This window comes from Ignavibacteria bacterium (assembly GCA_016707005.1).
Lineage (GTDB): Bacteria > Bacteroidota > Ignavibacteria > Kapaibacteriales > Kapaibacteriaceae > UBA10438.
Genome location: JADJIQ010000005.1, coordinates 391,028 through 414,666, shown reverse-complemented (window position 1 = coordinate 414,666; position 23,639 = coordinate 391,028). Strand labels below are relative to the sequence as shown.

Genomic DNA, 23,639 nt, shown 5'->3' with positions numbered 1-23,639 from the left:
TGTCTATGCAACGACTCCTCCTCCTCCTGTTGCTTGCAGCGCCGATGTGTGCGTTTGCTCAAGCCCCATTTGTCCATACCTCAACATATGTGGATGCACCCGGGAGTGAACCACGTGAGCATCCCGTGGATATGCTGCGTATGACCGTTGATGTTCGGTTCGAGCCCGAGAAGGGGCTTGTAAAGGGTACGGTAACACATGTCTTCCGATCCCTTCGAGAGCGAACAGACTCGATCGAGTTTGATGCTATCAAGATCCGGATCCTACAGGCCACGTTAGGGGGCAAGCCAGTTCGTACCCGTTCCACAGATACAACGGTGATCGTTTATTGTGAGCCTGCCATGCGTTGGGATACGAGGGACTCCGTGACCTTTATCTACGAGGCAAATCCACGCAAGGGGATCTACTTCGTTGGCTGGAACGACCCGTCGAAGCGCATGCGACGTCAGATCTGGACGCAGGGACAGGGTATCGACAATCGCCACTGGATCCCGATGTATGACGAGATGAACGATAAAATGATCACCGAAACGATCACTACGTTCGACTCATCCTATGCCGTTCTCTCCAACGGGACCCGTGGAGAGGTTGTAGTGAATGGAGACGGCACGAAGACCTGGCGCTATAGTATGACCAAGCCTCATGCCTCCTATCTCCTCATGCTGGCCATCGGCCAATATTCGATAACTACTCGCAAGGCTGCCAGCGGTGTGCCGCTCTATCTCTATACCTATTCGGACCAGCCCGAACGTACCGAACCAACGTATCGTATGAGCGTTGAGGCGATGGACTTCCTTGAACGCGAAACAGGTATTCCGTATCCATGGGAGTCGTATAGTCAGGTGCCCGTGGCGGACTACATTTTTGGCGCCATGGAGAACACAACAGCAACGGTATTCGGAGACTTTTTCCAGACAGACTCGCGAGGATGGCTGGACAGATCGTATGTAGGTGTGAACGTCCACGAACTCACGCACCAGTGGTTCGGAGATCTCATCACTGGTCGCAGCGGAAAGTCGATCTGGCTACAAGAGAGTTTTGCGACATTCTACCCCCACCTCTTCACACGGTTGACGTTGGGTGAGGATGCCTATGAGTGGAGTCGGCGCGGAATGCATCGCGCTGCCCTGGCAGCCGGGGAAAAAGACCGGTTGCCGATCGTGCACCCCTCTAGCGGTTCGGCTCGAGTATATCCGAAGGGGGCCAGTGTTATCGACATGATGCGATACACCTTTGGCGATTCGTCGGTTCGACGCGTTATCCAGCACTACCTGCGGCAGCATGCCTATGGGAATGTAGAGACCAATGATCTCTACCTGGCCTTCCAGGACACCTTGGGCCTGTCACCCGATTGGTTCTTCGATCAATGGCTCTACAAGGGTGGAGAGCCCCATTTCAAGATATCTACGCGAACCGGTGCTGCCACAACCGAACGCGGTGTATCAACCACAACCTTGGTAGATATCGAGCAGATACATCCGATGGACCACCTCACCGGAGTTTTTCGGATGCCGGTGGTTATTGAGGTCCACTATACGGACAGGACAAAAGATTCCATTCGTGTGGACATTGCATCACAACGATCGCTGGTTGAGCTGCCAAATCCAGGAAAGAAGGTCCCGGCGTTCATTCTTTTCGATCCCGGCTCGTATATCCTGAAACGTGTGACGTTTGACAGATCCTGGGACGCAAGAGTGGCTCAAATGAAGTATGCACCGCATATGATCGACCGTTTTGACGCCTTTGAGACCTTCCGGGGAGACACTGCGCGAATCCAGGATCGATTGGACATGATCGAGGATGTGATGGATAGGGAGCGGTTCCATGCAATGCGAAGCGAAGCCGTTGGACAGGCGATCGAACTAGCCCTGATCGGCAATACCCATGCCCTCAAGACCATTGAACGCGGGCTCAAGGATCCGGCTGTAGAGGTGCGGTCTTCGGCGATCAACGGACTTACAACCATCCCACTTTCATTGAAGGGGGCATGCGAACGCCTCCTTGAAGATTCATCGTATGCCGTTATGCAGTCTGCACTTATGAAGCTTGTGCAGTCGTTCCCATCGGATGCTCGAACATACCTGAACAAGGTAAAAGCCGTCAGGGGTCCACATGAGCGAGTGCATATCGCGCGGCTTGAGGCAGAGGCTGCCGACGGGAATGGTTCGGCGTTAGCCGAATTGAGCGACCTCTGCGGTCCGGGCTGGGAGTTCATCACTCGCCAGAACGCCATGGGCGCTATGCGGAGACTCAGTACGCTCACGGAAGAGGGCGCACGGAACATTTTGCTTGGGATAGTGAGTACGAACACTCGCCTTAGTGGAGTAGCGCAGGCAACGTTGACAGCCTTGACCGAACAACCACGGTTGCGCGAAGTGGTCCGGCGTGTAGCTATGGGAATGCAAGTCGAGCAATGGCAAAGAGATATGCTGATTCCCTACACTCGGTAAAAAGTTGGTGCGGTTGTTGCTACGACCCCTTGGGCCTAAGCACATCATCTGTTATGTGAAGACATCTTCACATAGCGGTGAGAACGTAGTGCCTATCTGACTGCGGAAACGTCGTAAGGTTGTTTCGTAGGTCAGGCTTGGCTATTTTAACAGGTCACAACATCACGGGCGAAGTGTGTCCGAAAGCAAAACCATGACAGAAATAAATCGACATTCTCATATCACAAGTGGAGGAGCTATGCTTCGCAACGTTACATCGTTTGTTGCGTTGCTTGCGGCGTTCGTACTGATCGGGGTCACCTCGACACAGGCGAATCCAGCTAACCGTTCGGTTGGCGTGGTCGCAGGAACGTATACAGAGATCACGGGCGGCACGGTCATTTTCTCGTCGGCGAGTCCAAACTGGTACTCGTTGGCAGATCAATTGGTCACATTGCCGTTCCAATTCAGCTACGGCGGCGTTCTACAATCGGACGTCTATGTAGGCGGCAATGGTTGGGTGACATTTGGCGGCGGCCTTCCGGGCGGCGTTATTAGTCCCCTTACTGCATCTGGTGCAGCTGCGGGTGTTGTTTCCGCATTCGGAAATCAACTCACGGGTGTATCGGGTGGAGATGTAACGTGGTCCGTGAGCGGTGTTGCTCCGAATCGTATTGCAACCTTCCAATGGCGCAATGCAACGCGCCGTTATACAGACAACATCGGACGTGATGCCTACAACTTCCAGATTCGCGTCTATGAAGCGAATCAAACTGCTAATGGCAGCCGTATGGAAGTTGTTTATGGCTCAATGGTCGTCAATGCACCTGTTCACGTCCAAGCTGGTCTTGGCGCGAACAACACGGTATGGTCACCAAGCGTGAACTTCTACGCGAACACGTGGAATACACCAGCGTGGAACTCGGCTCCACAAACGTCGATGTTCGCAGAGAACTTCGTTCCTGCATCAGGTACAACGTATGCCTATTGGCTCCGTCAAGCTCCGGCACTGAATAACGATGCAGGCGTTCTGGCGCTCGTTTCGCCTTCAGCAAAGTTTGCAGCGAACACTAGCCAAACCGTTCAGATCCGCGTTCGCAACTGGGGTACGAATAATCTCGACTCCGTAGTGATCAACTGGAAGATCAACGGCACAACCCAAACGGCCATCCGTTATTATCCGCAGCCAGCTCTTGCACCGGGTGCAGAAGCAACGATCACTCTTGGCACTCGCTCATTCGCACCGTTCTCGCTCAACACGATCGAGATCGGAACACTTACACCGAATGGTCAAACGGATATCAATCCGAACAACGACAAGCTGACGATGCTTGTGGCTCCACGAGTCTCTGGTGCACTTGCGATCGCTCAAAACGGCAATCCTAGTGTATTCCCTGACTTCCGTTCGATGTTCCGTCACCTCGCAGTGTCCGGTATCTCGGGCGATGTTGATGTAACGGTCTTCGCCGGAACGTATAATGAAGAAGTTTACGTCCCGATGATCGATGCCAGCGCAGGTCGCGTTCAGGTTTCGCGTCGTGCAGGTGACGATGTCCTCCTCACACAATCTGTTTGGCCAACTTCGTTCGTCTATGGCCCGGCAGACGTTCACGCTGTGATCACGTTCGCAGACGGTGCATCGAACGTAACACTACGCAACCTCGTGGTTCGCGTTGCTGATGGATCCACATCGAATGCAGCGTTGTACTCCAACAATCTTGGAAACAGCATTCGCATCGATGGTGGTACATATGAAGGTCCAAGCATCTTCACAAGTACCGTTGGCGCAACAAGCGGTGTTCAACTTGCTTCGGTTAACGGCTCGAACTACCTGCTCAACGGCGTTACCCTCCGTCGATTCCGGAACGGATTCCTCATTGCTACGTCCGGTATGGGTGTTGTTGCTACAGGAAACACTGTTGAGAACTCCATCAATGGATTCTCGATCATCAATGCAAATGCACCAATGATCGAGAACAACACAGTCACAAGCTGTGATTGCCAAACATCATCACAGTCGATCTCGATGACCAACACAACGAACGGCGTCTTCCGTGGCAACCGCGTGAACGGCGTTCAAACAACTGGTCTTTCGAATGGTGTTGTTCTTCAGCAGACACGTGGTCTTCTGATCGCGAACAACATGATCTCGGTTGGTGGTACAACACAAACGATCGGTCTGTGGGTTGAGGCAACAACACCTGCAAACCAGGTCATCAACAATACTGTGAACATCACTGGTACAGGTCAAACTAGCTCGGCTCTCTATGTCCCGGCAAACGGTGGCACAGTGGACCTCGTCAACAACGTCTTCCACAGCTTCGGCAATGGGAATAACGGCGGTTGGGCACTGTGGTTCACAGGTAACACGCCGAATCCGATCGGTACCGGTGACTTCAACAACCTGATGACCACAGGTGCAACCCTTGCAAACTGGGGTGGCACTGGTATTCCACGTGTAGCTGGAAGCAATCCGCTTTCAACATGGCGTGCCATTACGGGCCGCGATCAAAACTCAGCATCTGTTGCTGTGAACTTTGTTGGCGGAACGGACCTTCACCTTCTCTCGATCCAACCGCAACTGTGGGGTTCAAGCACAACGCTTGCTACAGTTCCTAAGGATTATGACGGTGAAACACGCACGAAGCCATACATGGGCGCTGATGAGATCAAGCCTTCGATCCGTCTCGTTCGTCAACCAGCAAGCGCATATGTCTGCCTAGGTGGCACAGATACGCTTATCTGCATCGCAGACGTTACTGTCGGTGCAACAACAACGTATCAGTGGTTCAAGGATGGTGTTGAACTCGTTGGCCAGATCGGCAACATCTTCGTTCTCAGCAACACGGGTTATGGCGCATCTGGCGTCTACACCTGCCTTGTGAAGGCGAATGACGGTACGAACTTCATTCAGCAGCTTTCAGACGGTGCATCGATCATCGTTGTACGTCCAACAAGTGTTACCGTTCAACCTGTATCGCAACCAGTTGCGATCGGTGGTACAGCAAACCTTGAAATAGCAGCAGAAGCTATTGGTGCTCCAGACAACTTCATCGCATCGTATCAGTGGAAGAAGCGCTTCTGGAATCCGAACTCTTCGTCGTACAACGACACGAATGTTGTTGACAACGGACGTATCACAGGCGCGCAGTCTACGATCCTCACGATCCGTGACGTATCGGCTGTAGATACTACAGACACCTACGTTTGCGAAGTGACAGGATATTGCGGCGTTGCAGTTTCAAAGACCGCACGTCTCTTCATTCCGCTCGTCGTAGCCTCAAACAGCACTCCTGCTGTCTGTGGTGGTGGTCTTCTTAGCCTTGAATGTGCAGCATTCCCTTCAACGCTTCCGGGTTCGTCGGCCACCTTCCAGTGGTTCAAGGACGGCGCGATGCTCTCGAATGATGCGTCCACATCAGGTGCAAATTCAAAGGTCATCTCGATCAATAACGCAAGCGCCGCCAACAATGGTGCATACAATTGCGTTGTGTCCTATACAGGCACGAGCTTCACATTCACGTCGAATGTCGTGAATGTAGTAGTCGGTGTTGCCCCGTCGATCACAACGCAGCCGGAAGGCTCAACAGTATGTGAAGGTTCTACCCTCACGATCACTGGCGTATCGAGCGGTGACAATGTATCCTATCAGTGGATGAAGGGAACAACGGCTATCCCAGGTGCTACAACGGCTGCCTTCTCGAAGACAGACGTCACATCAGCTGATGCCGGTTCGTACTCTCTCGTTGCAACGAACGCATGTGGTTCAGCTACATCAGTAACAGTAGACGTTGTGGTCAACACGGGTGTTGAGATCACAACACAACCTGTTGATGTTGCTGTAAATGACAACCAAGAGATCCGCTTCACGGTTGCTGCTACCGGTACAACGGTCATCAGCTATCAATGGTACCTCAATGGTGTTGCCATCAACGGCGCAACAGGAGCTACCTACACAGTTGAGCGCGCTAAGGTGAGTGATGCAGGTACATACTTCTGTATTGTGACGAACAACTGCGGTGCCGATACTTCGCGCAATGTAATTGCTTCGGTCACAAGCGGTGTAACGGGTGATGTCGTTGCAGGTGGATACGTCCTCTCGGTTGCAACGCCAAATCCAACATTCGATGCAGCATCGTTCTCGTACACGATGCCAACGTCTGAGAATGTCCGCATCGTTCTTACAGACCTTATGGGTCGTGAACTTTCAGTCCTGGTGAATGAGAACGTCAACGCTGGTACACACCGCGTAACGGTCAACGCATCGGCTCTGAACCTTACGGCTGGCGTCTACAACGTAACCCTCAGTTCTGCAGGCTTCGTTGCTACGCAGCAAGTAGTGGTTGTGAAGTAAGCACTCAATACGAGTCATCAAAACAAAGAGAGGCAGGACGTTCGTCCTGCCTCTCTTTTTTTGTGCGGTATGTTCGGTAATGTCTATCGAAGATCGATGATCTCCCAACCCTTCGGTGGACTGAAGGTGAACGTCTTGGATGCAACCTTGGGGTCGATCGCCATCTTAGAGACGGTGTAGGAAGTGGTTGACCCGTTCTCTGTGAGCACGATCCGTGTGACCTTCATCGTCTTGTCTATCGTTACATCAACATTCGAAACACCGGAGATCTGAGTGTTCGCATCCGGTGGTGTGAGACGGATGGTACCTCCACCGTTTCGTTGATCGATGATCGTGCCGCGATAGATGTTCATGATATCAAAGAACACCTTCTCCAGGGAAACCTCCTTGGAACGGGACCGGTATGTGTTGAGGATCACCGTTCGGGCAGACGGAGTGGCACTGTAGACGGTCTTGGCGTCACTCACAATCGTTCGATCCGGCAGTTCAACACGGTAGTACCCTCCGCGCTTGGCGATGATGGTTCCAGCTATTCCTGATGCTGACGTGAACGTACAACGGATCGTTGTGGCATTCCGATAGGTAGTATGAAATCGCTGGAGCAAGTCTGTACCTGCTGTGGCATCGTACGCGACGCCAATGGCTACAGAAAGGCCCAGAAATGCCTGTAGCGCCTCTCGTCGGTTCATAGGAGCCCCTTACTTGATCTTCGATGTAAGCGGGCCTCTAAGCCCGCGGTAGGAGGTTAGTTCGGCATCGATGGTGCCGATAGGGATCTTTGTACTGACCTTGACAGGGACTCTACGGTCATCGTCACTAAGCCAGAGGAGGAGTTTGCCCTCGAACTTGAAGAGGCTGCCGGATTTGATGACCGGTTCAACAACGATACAATTGAACGTACCGGCCTCAACTTCAACTTGTTGCCGTCCAAGGATGCGAACTACCAGGTCGTGTGACTCGCGGTCGAAGAAGTTCTTGAGGTTAACGGTCTCGCCCTTCTTGAACTTCCGGATGTCAACAGAACGTACGTAGTAGAAGGCCGATACGATATCGTGCACGAACGGGGGAACGTCAAACGTCCCTTCGGTGGTGTAGGCCTTGTTGCCCACTTGATCGAACGTTGCTTCGTAATCCTTCCTATAGCCCCCTTCGCGGATGGTCTGCTCAAACTTCCACGGGAAGATCCCGTCGATGTCCACGAGGGTGCGGTATCGATCGCGAACCTTGTAGAGAAAGTCCAAACTGCTAAGGGACATCACGTCAAAACGGATGTCATAACAAGGTCGACCATTGACGTTCACAGGCTCCTTGCCCACAGAGAAAACGGCTGTCCCTGCCTTAATGAACCTGTAGCCAACGTCGTATTCCAACCGTTCTCCTAAACCGAAGGCTTCATTTACTGCGAAGCGCATCATGTTAGGATCCTCCGCTGCGATCTGAATAGCAGCTAGGGAAAGAAGAGAGATGATGATAAGGGGGCGAATCATACGTACACAGAGACGAGGAGATCAGTCCACTGGTGTATCGTCTGCCACGGGCAGCTCAAAAGAACGCACCGGTCCGAGGTCCTTGCCGGCGATGCCTTGGATGGAACCCATTACATGCGACATCGAGAGTCGCATACGCTCGATCTGACGTTCTCGCTGCTTCCACAGCTTCTCCATTGAGGTGCGTTCTCGATCGAGATCCGACCTCATGTGTTCATAGGCTTCCATTACATTCTCTACGGACATCCTGAATTCTGAACTCATCAGATAGTCGTAGAGCATGGTCATCTTATCGCCCTTGTTCTCCTGTGACACGATCGCTGAAGAAACACGAATGACCATGTCTCTCAACACCACGCAAAGGGACTTAAACTCTGCGTAGGTGCAGACCCAGATTCCATTCACAGATCCAAAGCTCTGAAGCTCCTTCGGCATGGTCTCCGTGATGATCACTCCAATGTCAGAGCCCTTTGCACGCATATCGGACTTGAGCTTTTCCACCCATTCCATGCTGAAGTTTTTCGTGCGTTTGCTCTCATAGGTGATCTGCCCGCACCGGCGTCCGGAATCATACACCGTTTGAATGCAATCTGCGCCGCGTTGTCCCTTGCCAACCTCCGATACTTCGTCGTGCGGAAAACGCTGGCGGAGGAAGTCCTCTATGGCCAATTCCTGCACCTCACCTTGGAGCTGCTGAGAAGACTGTTCGGACTTCCGCCGGACTTCTTCCATAGCCTTCTGCGTGTCATCGAGCTTCTTCTGCATCTCGCGGCGTTCCAGATCGAAACGCTCTTGCTCACGTTTGCGCTCTACTTCAAATCGTTCTGCTTCGGTCTTGCGGATCTTGGTTTCCATAGAGGTCTGCTCTTCAAGCAGCCTCTTCTGCAACGTGAGATCAAAGCTCTCCTGTTGCTCGCGCATCTTGCGCTGAAGATCAAGCAATTGCACCTCGGCACTCTTCAGTGCCTGCACATCGCGCTTCCGCTCTTCATTCTCATGCTGAAGCGCAAGGATCTGCGCCTCGGATTCACGCCTCACACGCTCTGCTACCTCAACCTGAAGCCTCTCGCGCTCCGCATTGAAATGTTCTTGCTGCTCACGTTGGACGCGGTCCTCAATATCGTGAGCAAGGAGCTCTTCGATGTCGATGGCATGACCGCAGTTCGGGCAGGTGATATGTGTGGTAGATGACATTGTGGGCCCGGCCGGACTTGAACCCCCAACCAACGGATTATGAGTCCGCTGCTCTAACCATTGAGCTACAAGCCCCGGAGGGGTTAGTTGAACAGCCCCACAAACACCCCGAACTGAAGATTCAGTCCGCTAACGCTGATATTCTCAGGCACGTTCGTAACCGTTGCATGACGATTCCCTATCCAGTCCGAACTTGAGAACTGCCACGTATAGGCCACAGAAGCGCGTAGGTTCAGGAATGGTGTCACTGCATATTCGATATTCAGCCTAGGAAGGAGATACAGCGTGTTCTGCAACAAGGCAACATTCGCATTTGGCTGAGGTGCGATCGTCGAAGAATCAATGAGATCCTTCCAGTCCATTCCCTCGGCTGATTGAAGGGTCTCGATCCGTTGATCGCCCCATCCAAAACCTAGACCGGGAAGGATGGCCAATGACTTCACCGGTACCCATGCCCAATCGAGGTGGAAGGTGCGAGACGAGATACCGTAGAGAAGAGTACGGTTCACCGTTGTCCCATTCACAGATACATTAGCCGAGCTTGTTGAGGATCCTGAGACCCATGAGAAGCCCAGGCGGACATTCGGGATTACACCCACCGCCGTGAAGATCTCAGCACCAAGCTGAAACACTGGTGATTGCAACTCACCAAGCCCAAGTTCCTTGGCTCGAGCATTCACGTCATCCATGCTCGCAAACACAAAATTGAAGGCCGGGCCCACACCCACAGCAAAGTAGGGGATCGCCTCGTCCTTCAGTGGCGCCTCTTCAAACGAAAGTTCGTCCAGCTTTTCATCCTGCGCCCACATTGGAGCAAGGGTTACCAGAGCAAGCAGGATGGCGATAAGCGAACGGGTCATGATCATCTCCGAAGTTATTGTGACCGCGAAGATACGGGGCTCCGTAGTTTCGCCGCATGAAGACAATTGCAGTTGTTATGGCAGGGGGCTTGGGAGTACGTCTGTGGCCTCGAAGCACAGAACGCCAACCCAAACAATTCGTTCACACCTTGGGAGAAGGAACGCTGATACAGAATACTGTATCGCGACTCCTTCCGTTCCTTGATCTCCGGGATATTCACGTAGTAACCACGGCCGCATTGGCACATCATGTGTCGGATCAGCTGGCCATGGTCCCTACTGCAAATATCCTGAAAGAACCGTTCGGACGGAATACGGCCCCGTCAATTGCGCTCTCGGCTACCGTACTTCGACAACGGTATTCGGACGACACCGTGATGGTGGTCCTTCCGTCAGACCACTTGGTCTCCAATGTGCGGGAGTTTCATGTTACGTTGGACAGAGCGGTCTCTGCCGCCGCGGCCACCGGACGCATCGTTACGATCGGAGTGATGCCCACACGCCCAGAAACGGGCTATGGCTACATCCAAGTGGGCGAAGAAATACCCACAGACAACCCGGTACTCAAGGGCATCCTGAGATCTGTGAGCACGTTCGCAGAAAAACCCGATTCTGCAACGGCTCAACGTTTTCTTGATGCGGGCGACTTCATTTGGAACAGTGGTATCGTGGTAGGTACGATCGGAGCCATCATTAAAGCCGTTGATGAGCACCTCCCGGATCATGGACCGCTCTTCCATCTTCTCGAACGATACATCGGCACACCGGATGAAGCAGAGATGACGGAGAACTTCTACCGTCAGATGCGCTCGGTCTCGTTCGATGTTGGAGTTCTGGAGAAAGACACTACGATCGGCGTTGTAGAAGGGTCATTCGGTTGGAGCGACGTAGGCACCTGGGATGAACTCTATCGCATGTCCATGAAGGACGGCAAGAACAACGTGATCGAAGGGAATGTTGTCACGTTGCACACAACCAACTGTCTTGTGAGCGGTACAACCGGACGTTTGATCGGTATTGTGGACGTAGACAATCTGATCGTTATCGAGACCGAATCATCGATCATGATCTGTAAACGGGGAGAGACGGAGAACGTGCGAGATCTCGTAGATGTTCTTCGCCGACGTCATATCGCACAACACCTGTGAGTTCGCAGTGAAGCAAGGGGCTTTTCAATTCGTTGTGTACCTCGTCATGTTCGTTGCCGGTGCCGTGGGCATGAGGTCGCAAGACTCGCCAACACCGGACCAGTTGCGGGTGTCGTCGGCAGCCCTGCAGCTCCGCGCAGACAGTCTGAAGAAGCTGTGGGACGTGCAGTGGCGACGTAGCGATAGCCTCCGAGTGGAGGCGATGTTTGTACGCATGCGCAGTGACAGTCTTCGCAAGGCGGCAAACCTGCTGCTAACCAAGGCGAAGAAGCTTGAAGCTGATACGATCCGAGTTGATTCGGTGCGGACGGATACCACGATGATCGACTCAACGATCCTGAAAACGCTTGAGGACGAAGCACGATTGAGATCGAACCTGCAACGTGTTCAAACGGGTGCCGTAAAACAGGGGCAGACGCTGAGTGATACTCTTACGATGCACGTGATGGCCGTAGAAGCAGATACCGGAACTGCATCATACTATGCAGAGGCATTCCACGGCAAGAAGACCTCGAGCGGCGAGCGCTATGATATGAATGGCCTTACCTGCGCTCACCGTTGGCTCCCGTATAACACCAACGTCCGCGTTACGAACCTCAAGAACGGAAGGTCGGTAGTGGTGCGGGTAACCGACCGCGGCCCGTGGAAACACACCCGCTTGATCGATGTCTCAAAAGGCGCGGCCAAGGAACTGGATATGATCCGTTCCGGAACCGCTCGTGTCATGATCGAAGTTGTAGCCCCTGAGGAATGATCAGAGGAACGGGATCTTCACTACTTCTGCAGGGAAGGTTGTGCCGCGAGCAGCGATCTCGATCATCGTTCCCGGTGCGCTGAGCGCTGTTGGAACGTAGCCGAGTCCAATGCCGGTTCCAAGACCTGGTGACGTATTGCCGCTCGTGACCGTACCAACGGTCTCGCCGCCGGAAACGATCGAATACCCTGTGCGAGGGATCAGCTTCTCAGAGCGCATGGCAAAACCGACGAGCTTGCGTGTTGGACCGTTGGTCTTCACGGAATTGATCACGTCACTGCCATTGAATGGACCCTTGGCAAGCTTTGTGATCCAGCCAAGACCAGCTTCGATAGGGTTAGTCTCGTCTGTGATATCGTTGCCATACAGGCAGTAGCCCTTTTCCAGTCGCAGGGTGTCGCGTGCGCCAAGTCCGATCCACGCAATGCCAAACTCGTTGCCGGCTTCGAAAACGGCGTTAACAACCTTTGTTGCAACGTCTACAGAACCGCTGAAGTAGAGTTCAAATCCGATCTCTCCGGTATACCCTGTGCGGGACAGGATCATTGGTACACCCGCCAGTGTCCCTTCAACAAAACCATAATAGCTCACGTCGTCGAGCTTGGCATCTGTCAGCCTCTGCAGCGTTTCGATACTCTTGGGACCCTGTACCGCAAGCAAGTGAATGTTGTCGCTCTGATCGTCCACTGTCACGTTCGGGAAGCGAGCGGCATGCTCCATTACCCATGCAAGATCTTTGTCGACGTTGGCACCGTTCACCACTAGCATGTAGTCATTCTCGCCCTTCATGTAGACGAGGAGGTCATCCACGATACCGCCATCCGGACGTGTGAGCGCGGAATATTGGGCCTTCCCGGGCATGAGCTTCGACGCATCGTTTACCGTGAGCAATTGGATGAGTGGGAGGGCATCAGCCCCCTTCACCATGAACTCGCCCATGTGGGATACATCGAACACGCCAACTCCGTTGCGGACGATGCGGTGTTCCTCCAGAATACCTGTTGGGTATTGGATGGGCATCTCAAATCCGGCAAAGGAGACCATCTTTGCGCCGGCAGCAACGTGGATGGCATGGAAGGCGGTATGTTTCATCGTGCTACTTTCGTACGTGGAGCTGCGAATATAACCCTGTTCTCGTGCCCGATAAGGGGCTGGAGTGTCTGTGATGGTCTTTTTGATGTGGGGAGGAATAGCTGCGACTGCCGGATTGCTGGTTCTCCTAGGTGAATCACTGATCGGATTGCATGCCAATGACGTATCTCACGCCAATGTTTTCCTGTGGCTGATCATTACACCGATCGTTGCAGTAGGTTCCATGGTCCATAAACGCATGAAGGCGATTGACTCGTTCGGCTATGGTGCAGCGCTGTCTACAGGACTGATCACGTCTGCAACGGCTACGGCCGGACTCCTCTTGATCTGGCTCTTGTTTGTTGGTGTTCTGTACCCGGAATATTTTGGTCTCATGCATCGATATGCAACGAATCAGGCTCTTGCACAGGGTCATACAGGCCTTCAGCTTGCACAAGAGATCCACAGTGCTAAGCTCATCTTCGTATCTCCGTCCTTCTACCTCATCAGCGCGATCATTCCGTTGCTTGTGGGGACGATCGCTTCATTCATCGGCGCTATCGGAGTTCGAAAGCGCGTATAAGGGGCTTGCATGACGTCGCGCAGATCCATCCTTCGGTCCATGGCCGCTCTTGGGCCTACAGCGTTATTCGGTACTCATGCTCTGCATGCAGTTACCCAATGGCTCCCTCAAGCACTGCCGGGAAGTCCGGCATCCGATGTGGCGCAAGACGAAGATTTCTGGCTCACCGTTCAGCAGGCCTTTGCCGTTGATCGAACGATCATCAATCTCAACAATGGCGGAGTTTCTCCTTCGCCACGTACGGTGCAGGATGCGGTTCGCAGGTACACGGAGCAGGCCAATACGATGCCCGCCTATGAAATGTGGAGACACCAAGAGCCACAGGTGGAGTCGGTCCGTGAAGGCCTTGCCTCCATCTTCAACGTAGGCACCGAAGAGGTGGCTATTACGCGGAATGCCAGCGAGTCCCTTCAATCCGTTCAGTTGGGTATTCCGATGGAGAGGGGTGATGAGGTTGTGACCACAACGCAGGACTACCCGCGTATGCTCACAGCATGGGAACAACGTGCGCGCAGGGAGGGGATCGTCATCAAGAAGGTGAAATATCCCGTCCCGCTGATGAATGCAAAGGACGCCGTTGATGCGATCGAAGCTGCGATCACACCTCGCACCAAGGTGATCCACATCTCCCACGTAGTGTTTCTGACCGGACAGATCATGCCGGTGAGGGAGATCTGTCGATTGGCAAGGAAGAACAACATTCCGTGTATTGTAGACGGTGCCCACTCGTTCGCCCACTTCCCGTTCACACAGGCAGATCTGGAATGTGACTACTTCGGTACCTCCCTGCACAAGTGGTTTCTTGGGCCTATCGGTACTGGTATGCTGTATGTGAAGAAGGAAAAGATCGCTTCTGTATGGCCGTTGATGGCTGCACCGAAGGAGATGGACGAGAACATTCGAAAGTTCGAAGAGATCGGCACACACCCGGCAGCACTCCATAATGCGCTTATTGAGTCCATCGCGTTCCATAGAGCTCTTGGCATCGAGAGGAAGGCAGCACGCCTCAGATACCTGCATACGATCTGGACCGATCGCATTGGTTCCATGGAGCGTGTGCGCTTCCTCACGAATATCAAGGATGATGCAAACCAATGTGGTCTGCGACTCGTGCATATCGACGGGACGGATCCGGGCAAACTCTCTACCTATCTCCTCGATAAACACCGCATCTTTACGGTTGCCATCGGACACGATGAGTTCAAGGGGCTCCGTGTTGCTCCATCCGTCTACTCAACGGTTCAAGAGATGGAGCGTTTTGCCGACGCTATGTCGCTGGTTGCCTCTGGTCAGGTCAAGGATCTCGGCTGATCAGTTCACCGCGCCGAGAGTGAACTTCGGACGTGGCTCCCTGATCTCTTCAGGGGGCTCCAGGGCATTCGGACGAAAGACCTCATCAAGCTCCTGCTCAAGAGTGCGCGTTTGGTGATACCGCTCTTGGTCGCGTACAAAGCTGGCTAGGATCTCCACGTGCCACGGAGGGAGAAGCGTAACATGAACTGCTTCGTCCCATGAAAATCCCCTGAATGGTCCTCCTAGAGCAACGATGTGTTCTCGCAGTGTATCGAGAAGAGTGTTGAGGAAGGACGGAACGTCTTCCTGTGCAGTTGCCGTCACCAAAAGGTGTGCATGATCTTCCTGAAGGTGGAAGGCCTTGAATCCGAACCGAAACATCATTGCAGCGTGTTCGGCAACGGTCGTTAACTCAGCGGCAGCAGAGATCGGTATGCGTGCCGTTGGTGAGGGAACGATGATGAGGTGCAGACCAAAGGTCTCGCGTTCGATGCGCATGAGTGTTCTCCATGAAAAGGTGGGTATATCACCTAGTGCATTGAGCAGGCCGATACGTGACATCGTTTCTGTCGATATTGCATGCATCACTGGGAGTACCAATGCTGAATGCATCGTGGAAGCGAATCACTCTGATCACAGCGATCACGCTGGGCGTGCTGGCCGTTGCCAGTTTCGTTGGGTACACGATCTTCAGGGGAACGATCCGAGAGAACATTCGCAGTGCCATCGTGCAGTACATTCAGACCCGTGTACGCGCAGAAGCCCAGACCGCATCGGACGGTAAGCTCGATATCGTCCTCGGTGACATTGATTACACGTACTATACCGGATCGCTTCACGTACGGAATATCCGCGTTCGGTATCATGACAGCACAGAGGCCGTTGGAAGTACGATGCAGATCGATCTTCCGGAATTGCGAGTAACAGGACTTCTTCCATGGGACGTCATCAATGGCGGTGGCCTTTCGATCGGCACTATCACTCTTGACCATCCGGCTGTGCGGATGCGCTCGTGGGGTGCACGGAGCAAACCTCAGGCCCCTGAGAAGGACACTGCAGTTGTCAGACTTCCGAAACTCCCGAATGTAGACTCCTTGCTCAACAAGCTCTTTGTAAAGCTTGTGCCGACGAATGTTCAGCCCCTTTCCATCGATGGTGTGATGCTCGTTGAGGCTTCACTTGATAATCACGATGACGATCCGGAGTCGCAGTATGCCGGGCAGATACATGGATTCTCACTAGACATCGGGACCATTACCGTCCGCGCAGATCACCCTGAGATCAAACCCATCGAACGAGTTGTTCTGAAGTTGGATCGATGGAATCGCAAATACTCAAGTGATCGATCGATCCTGGTGCAGGGACTGCATGTGATCGTTTCCGATGTTGATTCTGCCTTAACGGTAGATTCCGTGCAGTACCATCTGCCAAGCGAGTACACCTATTCTGCATCCAAGGTTCTCTTCTCGTATCGTACTCGACAATTGCAGATAGGGGGCTTTGAACTGGGCCCCACACAGAACGATGAAACATATTTCAAGGGCAGGAGATATAACAGCGACCGCTTCCGAGTGCGCGGGAGTAATGTCCAATTGCAGGACATTGATTTCTCCTCACTTTCCGCACGAACTGCGTTACACGTTCGAACCATTGATGTAGGGACGTTGGATCTCGACATCTTAAGCAACCGCAGACTGCGGGTGGATCCGTCATCTGGTGTTGCGATGATGCCAAATGAGTTGGCAAGAACGATCCCATTCATGTTGGCTGTTGACAGCGTAGTGGTTGGTTCCGCCTCGATACGGTACGGTGAGCGATGGAAACACAGTTTGGTGCCGGCACTTCTTACATGGAAGGGGATCAAGGTTGTTGCAACGAACCTCAGAAACAGTCCTGATCAGATGGAGAAGCCCCTTACCATATGGGCAAAAGGTACATTCTTGAGCAGATCAACGATGGAGGCAACCTTCACCATGCCACTCACGTCACCGGTGTATGTGCTTTCTGCACGAGGCACTCTGGGTCGGTTCGATGTGACAGAGTTGAATGGATTCTTGCCGATCGCGGAGAATGTGAAGATCAAAAGCGGCATCGCTTCCTCTGCAGCATTCTCCTATACGATCAAGGGGCGTTCTTGTACCGGTGTTGTACAGCCGCACTTTACTGATCTGGAGATCGCCGTGCTTGATAAGAAGACCAAGGAGTCGAGCGGCATCTTTAACAGCATCATCTCCTTTGTAGCGAACTGGATCGTGATCAAGAACGACAATAACGGCGATGACTATGAAGACGGAGTGATCCGCTATACCCTTCCGAAGGACGCGGCCATTATGCAGACCATTTGGTTCCCGATCAGGGAGGGTCTGGGGAAGGCTGCCGGGATCTAGGCATACACAAAGGACATATGAAGAAGTGGAACTGGAAGATGGTCGTAATGACCACTTTTGGGTCAGTCGTCCTCCTTATGGGAGTAGTAGCACTCAGCTATATGCTGTTTTCTAGTGCCATCAATGCAAAGATCCGTGATGCGATCACGCAATATGTTCGGACTCGGGTATCCACCGGTGTAACAGTTGCATCCGGTGGCATGGTAGAGGTGGAGCTGGGTGAGATCGACTATGCCTATTACATCGGCACTCTCAACGTGCGTGATATTCGAATACGATATCGGGACACTGCCGAGGTTGTTGGTCGACTCGTAGATATCGACATTCCGCATATACGCACTACCGGGGTTTTCCCTTGGGATGTTCTATGGGGCAATGGACTTTCGATCGGGAGTATCACCATCACGGACCCCCAGGTGCGTCACCAAGTATGGGGTGGAACAGATGCAGATACAGTTGTTGCGGTGGATACAGCACTCGTTTCACTCCCTCGTATTCCGAATATTGATTCCATTCTGCATATGATCATAGTCCGGCTTCTTCCTGACTATGCACAGCCGTTTCATATCTCTGCGATCGACGTTACCGGGATCTCGTTCACCAATACAGATGTGGACCCCGGAGCGATGTTCACCGGTGTGATGACGGATCTATCGGTGAGATTGCGCAATGTGTCTATAGACTCGCTGAAGCCCGCGCAACGCCCCATAGATCGATTCGAACTCACACTTGGAACGTGGGCGCGAAACTATGCTGATAATAGATCTGTTCTCGTTGCAGGACTTCACATTCTCATTAGCCCTGCAGACTCTATGCTGTCTGTTGATTCGGTGTTGTATCACTCTCCAACGGCCTATACCTATCAGGCATCTGATGTTGTTTTCTCGTACCGCACGCAGGAGATCACGATTCGTCACTTTGAACTTGGTCCAAGTCAGAATGATGTAGACTACTTTGCAACGAAGAAGTTCAACAACGACCGTTTCCGAATACAAGGAACGCGATTGCGATTGGCAGAGATAGACTTTCCCGCGTTGTCTGCTCGAACTGCCCTGCATGTGAAGACCGTGGATCTTGCAAAACTCGACTTCGACATCGCGAGTAATAAGAGACTTCGTTCAGATCCGGCAACAGATCATCCACTGATGCCCAATGAGATCGTGTCTAAGATCCCATTTGATCTGAGTATCGATACGATCCGTGTAGATTCCGCAACGATCCTCTATGGCGAGCGTTGGAAACATAGTGTGAAGCCGGCAGAGCTATGGTGGTCCGGCGTAAAGATGATGGCCGTTAATCTCAGGAATACACCAGACCAAGATGAACGTCCATTCAATGTGTGGGCAAGAGGCGTCTTTGTAGGACAGGCTATGATGGAAGCCTCGTTTACCATCCCGCTCACATCCAAGGTCTACATGTTGTCAGCCAAAGGCTCTCTTGGTACGATGAATATCATGCGTCTGAACAGCTTCCTTCCAATAGCGGACAACCTCCATATCAGCAATGGTGTGGCCAGAGCATCATCATTTGACTTTACGATTCGCGGAAGGAAATGTGTTGGTGTGGTGGAGCCCCATTTCACCGGACTCGAATTCAAGATCGTAGACAAGAAGACAAAGAAGACAGGTCTCTTTGACGGGATCGCCTCAATCCTCGGTAACTGGCTCGTTGTCAAAAATGATAATGACGGTGATGGATATGCTCCGGGTAAGATCCGCTACACCCTCCCGAAGGACGCCGCGATCATGCAGACAATCTGGTTCCCGATAAGATCTGGCATAAAGAAGGCCGCGGGGCTATGATTCCTGCTTTATCTTCCTTTTATTTGGACTAAGTCCAAATAAGCTTTAAATTCGGACCAATAACGTCGCAGTTAAAAAGGTCCGAAATGTTAAAGTCCGTCCTCATAGCCATGATCGGCCTGTCAGTGATCTGGATCTCTGGTTGTTCAGTAGAGCCTGACCCGCTGACTGTACCAGTGGTGTACGATTCAACCCAATATCAAACCAACTCCTCTGTAGAGAAAGGTCTGCTTGGTGATATGCAGACCCTGGCCACGATCATGAAGACCGGCCGAACGGCTGGGAAGACTGTATCGATTGATGCACTTCAAGGAGCCTACGCACCGATCCGCTCCTTCACAGGCAGCTACTATACCAGCTATGTGGACGAATATCTCGCAACACTCTCAAGAGTAAGCGGGAAGTCGTACGATTGGCAGTCCATTCCACCGGCGTCAACGGGAGGTGTCTACAGCGGCTACCTGTTCGATGAGCATGGTCTGGAGATGGAACAGATGGCGGAGAAGGGGCTCTATGCCGCTGCTCTGTACAATCATGCCGCTACATTGATGAATGGAACTGTGACCTCTGCTACCATTGACAGGATCGTCGCTGCATTTGGTGCGCACCCTTCCTTCCCAAACACGGACAAGGCTGCGAGCAACCCCGACAAATACGCAGCAGCGTATTGTGCCCGTCGCGATCAGAATGACGGGCTTGGATTCTACTCGCGATTCAAGAACGGAGCGCTTAGGGCACAGGCCGCCGCAAAGGCTGGCTCTGACTATTCAAACGAACTTGCAGCCGGCCTTGCCAACATGCGCGATGCATGGGAACGGGCCATTATGGCAACGGTCATTAACTACACGTATGCAGTGGTTGACGGACTCTCCGCAACATCGGTCGACGATAAAACACGTGCCGGTGCTATCCATGCCTATGGTGAGTGTGTGGGCTTTCTTCATGGCTGGAAGGCTGTTCCTCAATTGTCGCGCTTAGTGACCAATGCACAGATCGATGCATTGTTGGTCCTGCTGCAAGCGCCTGCTGATGGACCTTGGACGTCATACGCTATCTGGCAACAACCGGTTGTGAATCTGCCCAAGGTTGTTGATGCCCGTATGATGCTGAAATCGATCTACGGATTTACCGACACAGAGATGGAATCGTTTAAAACAAACTGGGTTGCCGCCCAAGGAAGACAATGAAGTTCGTTTCGAAGCTCATCATAGCAGCTCTGATATCGGTATTGACTGTGTCCTGTACTGATGACGGAAATGGCCCAACATCCGATGGGTTCGACCGTTCAGCGATGCTCCGGGGTGTTGCCGATAGCATCATCATTCCAGCGTTTACTTCTGTGGACGCAGATGCAAAACGTGTTGCTCAGATTTCCGCATCTCTGGCGAGTACCGAAGCCCCCTCACTTGCAACTCTTGATACATTGCGATCGGCCATCAACACGCTCACACTGCACTGGCAGTCTGTGATCACCTATGACTTTGGTCCGGCAGAAGGGGCTCTCGGGTCCATGGTAGAGAACGTCTCAACCTTCCCGGCCAACGCATCAGCAATAGAAGCCTTCATCGCATCCGGCGATACGTCCTTCCAGAATTTTCAACGAGATACAAGGGGGCTTGCTGCACTTGACTACCTCTTGAACAGCGGGACGGAAGAAGAGATCAGACAACGATTTGATGGCGAAGCGAATGCGAAGAGGAGAACGTATACGAAGGCTGTGGCCAATGCCGTGTATGTCGAGATCCATAAGGTACTGGTAGCATGGACAAACACGTATCGACAACAGTTCATCGATAGGTCCGGTACTGATGCCGGTAGTTCTGTGAGTCTTCTCTTCAATCATCTCAACATCGGGTATGAGCTCCTGAAGAACTATAAGATCGCTCTGCCCCTTGGGAAGCGTGCCGGACAATCGGCTGCAGAACCGACAAAGGTGGAAGCGCTCTATTCCGGTGCATCACTGCAGTTTGCACGTGCGCACTTCGATGCAGCCGTGGATCTGTGGTATGGCCGCACGGTAGGGGGCGATACTGTTCCGTCATTTCGTTCGTATCTGAAGACCGTAACCAACGGTGAGCGACTCATCGCCGATACTGAAGCGCAGATCGCTGCTGTTGAAAATGCATTCAACGTCCTGGGCGCAGACGTTCCGCTTTCTATCCTGGTCAGCACCAATCCGGCAGCTGTGGAGCCCCTTTACATAGAGATGCAGAAGCTTACACGCTTCTGGAAGAGCGAGATGTCATCTCTCCTTGGCATCTCCATAACCTATAGCAGCGGGGACGGCGATTAGTCTGCCAACAACCATCACTTCGTATCTGAACCGATCGATCTCACCAGCACCCCTAGCCTTGCTTCGGGTGCTGTTCGGTTGTGTGATGACCATTTCGTGTGTGCGCTTCATCGCGCTTGGCTGGGTGGACGAGCAGTACATCCGTCCCACAATGCATTTCCCGTATCTGGGTTTTGAATGGGTCACGGCTCTTGGTGCACAACAGATGTACATCCTCTTTGGAGTGATGACGGCGGCGGCTATCGGCATCATGCTGGGTGCATGGTATCGAGTAAGTGCTGTGGTGTTCTTCCTGTGTTTCACCTACATTGAGTTGATTGACAAGACGTACTATCTGAATCACTACTACTTCGTGAGCCTGGTCGCGTTCTTGTTCTGCTGGGTGCCTGCAAATCGTCGATTCTCTCTCGACGTATGGCGCAGGCCTGAGCTCCGAACCGATAGTATTCCTCAGTGGACACTCGATGTCTTCAAGTTCCAGATCGGTCTGGTCTATTTCTATGCCGGCATCGCGAAGATCACGTCTTCGTGGCTCATCGATGCCATGCCCCTTCGGATATGGCTTCCGGCGCAATCCGATCTGCCCGTGATAGGTCCGCTCATGACGCTCTGGTGGCTTCCCTGGGCGTTTGCATGGATCGGAATGATCTATGATGTGAGTGTGCCGTTCTTGTTGTCGTGGAAGCGTACTCGACTCATTGCCTACCTCGCCGTGATCGTCTTCCATGGTGTTACTGGTATGATGTTCCAGATCGGCGTCTTCCCACTCGTGATGATCGCCATGACTCTTGTGTTCTTTGCGGATAGCTCCGTCGTCGAACAAGGGCGCACTACCTCCAGGCGCAACTCCGTTGTTACGAGCGGTCTTGTTGTCTACTTCGTGGTTCAGATTCTCGTCCCATTGCGGTATCTCCTGTATCCGGGAGAGTTGTTGTGGACAGAGGAGGGATATCGCTTCTCGTGGCGTGTGATGCTGATGGAAAAGGCCGGTACGGCGGCGTTTGTTGTTGAGGACAGAGCAACCGGACGCAGGGGATATGTAGACAACAGTACGTTTCTCAATGCACACCAAGAGAAGCAGATGTCCATGCAGCCGGACATGATCGTGCAGTATGCACACAAACTGCACGATCATTATGAAGCGCTTGGAATGAAGGACCCGCGTGTAACGGCAGAGGTATGGGTCACGTTGAATGGGGCTCCCAGTGCTCTCCTCATCGATCCTGAACGTGATCTGAGTCGTGTAGAACTCGGATTTCATTTATACGACTGGATACGTGCACGATGAGATCCATACTCCTCATCGCCATGGTTCTCTGCACTGCGCTTGTGTCACCGGCACAACAACGTTGGATGGTGGACAGTACGCGAACACGAAAGGATACGCTTGTCTTGCCCACTGTTGAAGTACAGGATCAACACGTAAGCCCCTTTCTCATCTCTCGTGTGAATGATGTTGAAGCCGGAGCGATCTATGCAGCAAAGAAGACTGAGCGGATCAAGCTGGAGAACGTGATCGCCAACACGGCAACGAATAACACCCGTCAGACAATGTCGGGTGTTGCGGGGTTGAACATCTGGGAGAGTGACGGGGCCGGATTGCAGCTCGGTATTGGTGGTCGAGGATTGAATCCTAACCGCACATCCAACTTCACCACACGTCAGAACGGATATGATATCTCTGCAGACCCGCTTGGATATCCCGAGAGCTACTACGTTCCGCCGATGGCAGCTCTTGATCGGATCGATGTTGTGCGCGGTGCAGGTGCCTTGCGATACGGCACCCAGTTTGGTGGCGTGGTGAATTTCGTATTCAAGGAGGGGCTCGTACGGCGCCCCTTGCCGCTGATGCATCGGTAACGGCTGGTTCGTTCGGTTTTGCTAGTGCCTTTGCACGACTCGGCGGAACGATCGATGGAACCAACTATGTAGCGCTCTATCAATTCAGAAGAGCAGACGGGTGGAGGCCTAACAGCGACTTCCA

At 52.8% G+C, this 23,639-nt stretch carries 18 protein-coding genes and 1 tRNA gene; 12 read left to right on the top strand and 7 right to left on the bottom strand.

All coding sequences use genetic code 11. The annotated features are described in order from the left end of the window. The first annotated feature begins 5 nt into the window (after positions 1-5). On the top strand, positions 6-2,450 hold the full coding sequence (locus IPI29_10170) for a M1 family metallopeptidase (protein ID MBK7412905.1): 2,445 nt from the start codon (positions 6-8) through the stop codon (positions 2,448-2,450). Between the two features lie 238 nt (positions 2,451-2,688). Beyond that, positions 2,689-6,783 (top strand): immunoglobulin domain-containing protein, encoded by a 4,095-nt coding sequence (locus tag IPI29_10165; protein MBK7412904.1) that lies wholly within the window; start codon positions 2,689-2,691, stop codon positions 6,781-6,783. Positions 6,784-6,866: 83 nt separating this feature from the next. Here the strand turns inward: IPI29_10165 and IPI29_10160 are convergent, their stop codons facing one another. The 5 genes from IPI29_10160 to IPI29_10140 form a co-directional block, all read right to left on the bottom strand. Continuing rightward, positions 6,867-7,472 (bottom strand): outer membrane lipoprotein carrier protein LolA, encoded by a 606-nt coding sequence (locus IPI29_10160; protein MBK7412903.1) that lies wholly within the window; start codon positions 7,470-7,472, stop codon positions 6,867-6,869. A gap of 9 nt (positions 7,473-7,481) precedes the next feature. Further along, complete coding sequence (locus IPI29_10155) at positions 7,482-8,270, bottom strand: DUF3108 domain-containing protein (protein ID MBK7412902.1); 789 nt, start codon at positions 8,268-8,270, stop codon at positions 7,482-7,484. A gap of 21 nt (positions 8,271-8,291) precedes the next feature. Then, positions 8,292-9,464: a DUF2130 domain-containing protein gene (locus IPI29_10150; protein MBK7412901.1), complete on the bottom strand. Its 1,173-nt coding sequence runs from the start codon at positions 9,462-9,464 to the stop codon at positions 8,292-8,294. A gap of 2 nt (positions 9,465-9,466) precedes the next feature. Further along, positions 9,467-9,539, bottom strand: a tRNA-Ile gene (locus IPI29_10145). A gap of 8 nt (positions 9,540-9,547) precedes the next feature. Further along, positions 9,548-10,324, bottom strand: a complete 777-nt coding sequence (locus IPI29_10140; GenBank protein MBK7412900.1) for a hypothetical protein — start codon at positions 10,322-10,324, stop codon at positions 9,548-9,550. 56 nt (positions 10,325-10,380) lie between these two features. Between IPI29_10140 and IPI29_10135 the strand changes: the two genes are divergently transcribed. Both IPI29_10135 and IPI29_10130 read left to right on the top strand, forming a co-directional pair. Next, complete coding sequence (locus tag IPI29_10135) at positions 10,381-11,472, top strand: mannose-1-phosphate guanylyltransferase (protein MBK7412899.1); 1,092 nt, start codon at positions 10,381-10,383, stop codon at positions 11,470-11,472. A gap of 319 nt (positions 11,473-11,791) precedes the next feature. Next, entirely contained in the window at positions 11,792-12,226 is a 435-nt protein-coding gene (locus IPI29_10130) for a septal ring lytic transglycosylase RlpA family protein (protein MBK7412898.1), read from the top strand. Here the strand turns inward: IPI29_10130 and gcvT are convergent, their stop codons facing one another. Continuing rightward, the gene (gene gcvT / locus IPI29_10125; GenBank protein MBK7412897.1) at positions 12,227-13,318 is read right to left on the bottom strand and encodes a glycine cleavage system aminomethyltransferase GcvT; all 1,092 of its coding nucleotides are present in this window, start codon (positions 13,316-13,318) and stop codon (positions 12,227-12,229) included. A 70-nt stretch (positions 13,319-13,388) separates the two neighbouring features. Between gcvT and IPI29_10120 the strand changes: the two genes are divergently transcribed. Both IPI29_10120 and IPI29_10115 read left to right on the top strand, forming a co-directional pair. Beyond that, the gene (locus IPI29_10120; protein ID MBK7412896.1) at positions 13,389-13,880 is read left to right on the top strand and encodes a DUF4199 family protein; all 492 of its coding nucleotides are present in this window, start codon (positions 13,389-13,391) and stop codon (positions 13,878-13,880) included. A gap of 9 nt (positions 13,881-13,889) precedes the next feature. Further along, complete coding sequence (locus IPI29_10115) at positions 13,890-15,191, top strand: aminotransferase class V-fold PLP-dependent enzyme (protein ID MBK7412895.1); 1,302 nt, start codon at positions 13,890-13,892, stop codon at positions 15,189-15,191. On the opposite strand, the gene IPI29_10110 is transcribed toward IPI29_10115, so the two are convergent. Continuing rightward, the gene (locus tag IPI29_10110; protein MBK7412894.1) at positions 15,192-15,734 is read right to left on the bottom strand and encodes a hypothetical protein; all 543 of its coding nucleotides are present in this window, start codon (positions 15,732-15,734) and stop codon (positions 15,192-15,194) included. It abuts the gene before it with no gap. Between IPI29_10110 and IPI29_10105 the strand changes: the two genes are divergently transcribed. From IPI29_10105 to IPI29_10080, 6 genes are all read left to right on the top strand, one after another. Next, positions 15,728-17,560: a hypothetical protein gene (locus tag IPI29_10105; protein ID MBK7412893.1), complete on the top strand. Its 1,833-nt coding sequence runs from the start codon at positions 15,728-15,730 to the stop codon at positions 17,558-17,560. The two genes, IPI29_10110 and IPI29_10105, sit on opposite strands and share 7 nt — an antisense overlap. A 17-nt stretch (positions 17,561-17,577) precedes the next feature. Next, positions 17,578-19,362 (top strand): hypothetical protein, encoded by a 1,785-nt coding sequence (locus tag IPI29_10100; GenBank protein MBK7412892.1) that lies wholly within the window; start codon positions 17,578-17,580, stop codon positions 19,360-19,362. A gap of 86 nt (positions 19,363-19,448) precedes the next feature. Continuing rightward, a complete protein-coding gene (locus IPI29_10095) occupies positions 19,449-20,549 on the top strand; it encodes a hypothetical protein (protein ID MBK7412891.1) in 1,101 nt (366 codons plus the stop codon). Then, the gene (locus IPI29_10090; GenBank protein MBK7412890.1) at positions 20,546-21,655 is read left to right on the top strand and encodes an imelysin family protein; all 1,110 of its coding nucleotides are present in this window, start codon (positions 20,546-20,548) and stop codon (positions 21,653-21,655) included. Before IPI29_10095 ends, IPI29_10090 begins: the two co-directional genes overlap by 4 nt. 85 nt (positions 21,656-21,740) lie before the next feature. Then, complete coding sequence (locus IPI29_10085) at positions 21,741-22,943, top strand: HTTM domain-containing protein (protein ID MBK7412889.1); 1,203 nt, start codon at positions 21,741-21,743, stop codon at positions 22,941-22,943. Then, entirely contained in the window at positions 22,940-23,515 is a 576-nt protein-coding gene (locus tag IPI29_10080; GenBank protein MBK7412888.1) for a TonB-dependent receptor plug domain-containing protein, read from the top strand. The genes IPI29_10085 and IPI29_10080 overlap by 4 nt, the downstream gene beginning before the upstream one ends. Positions 23,516-23,639 lie beyond the last annotated feature (124 nt).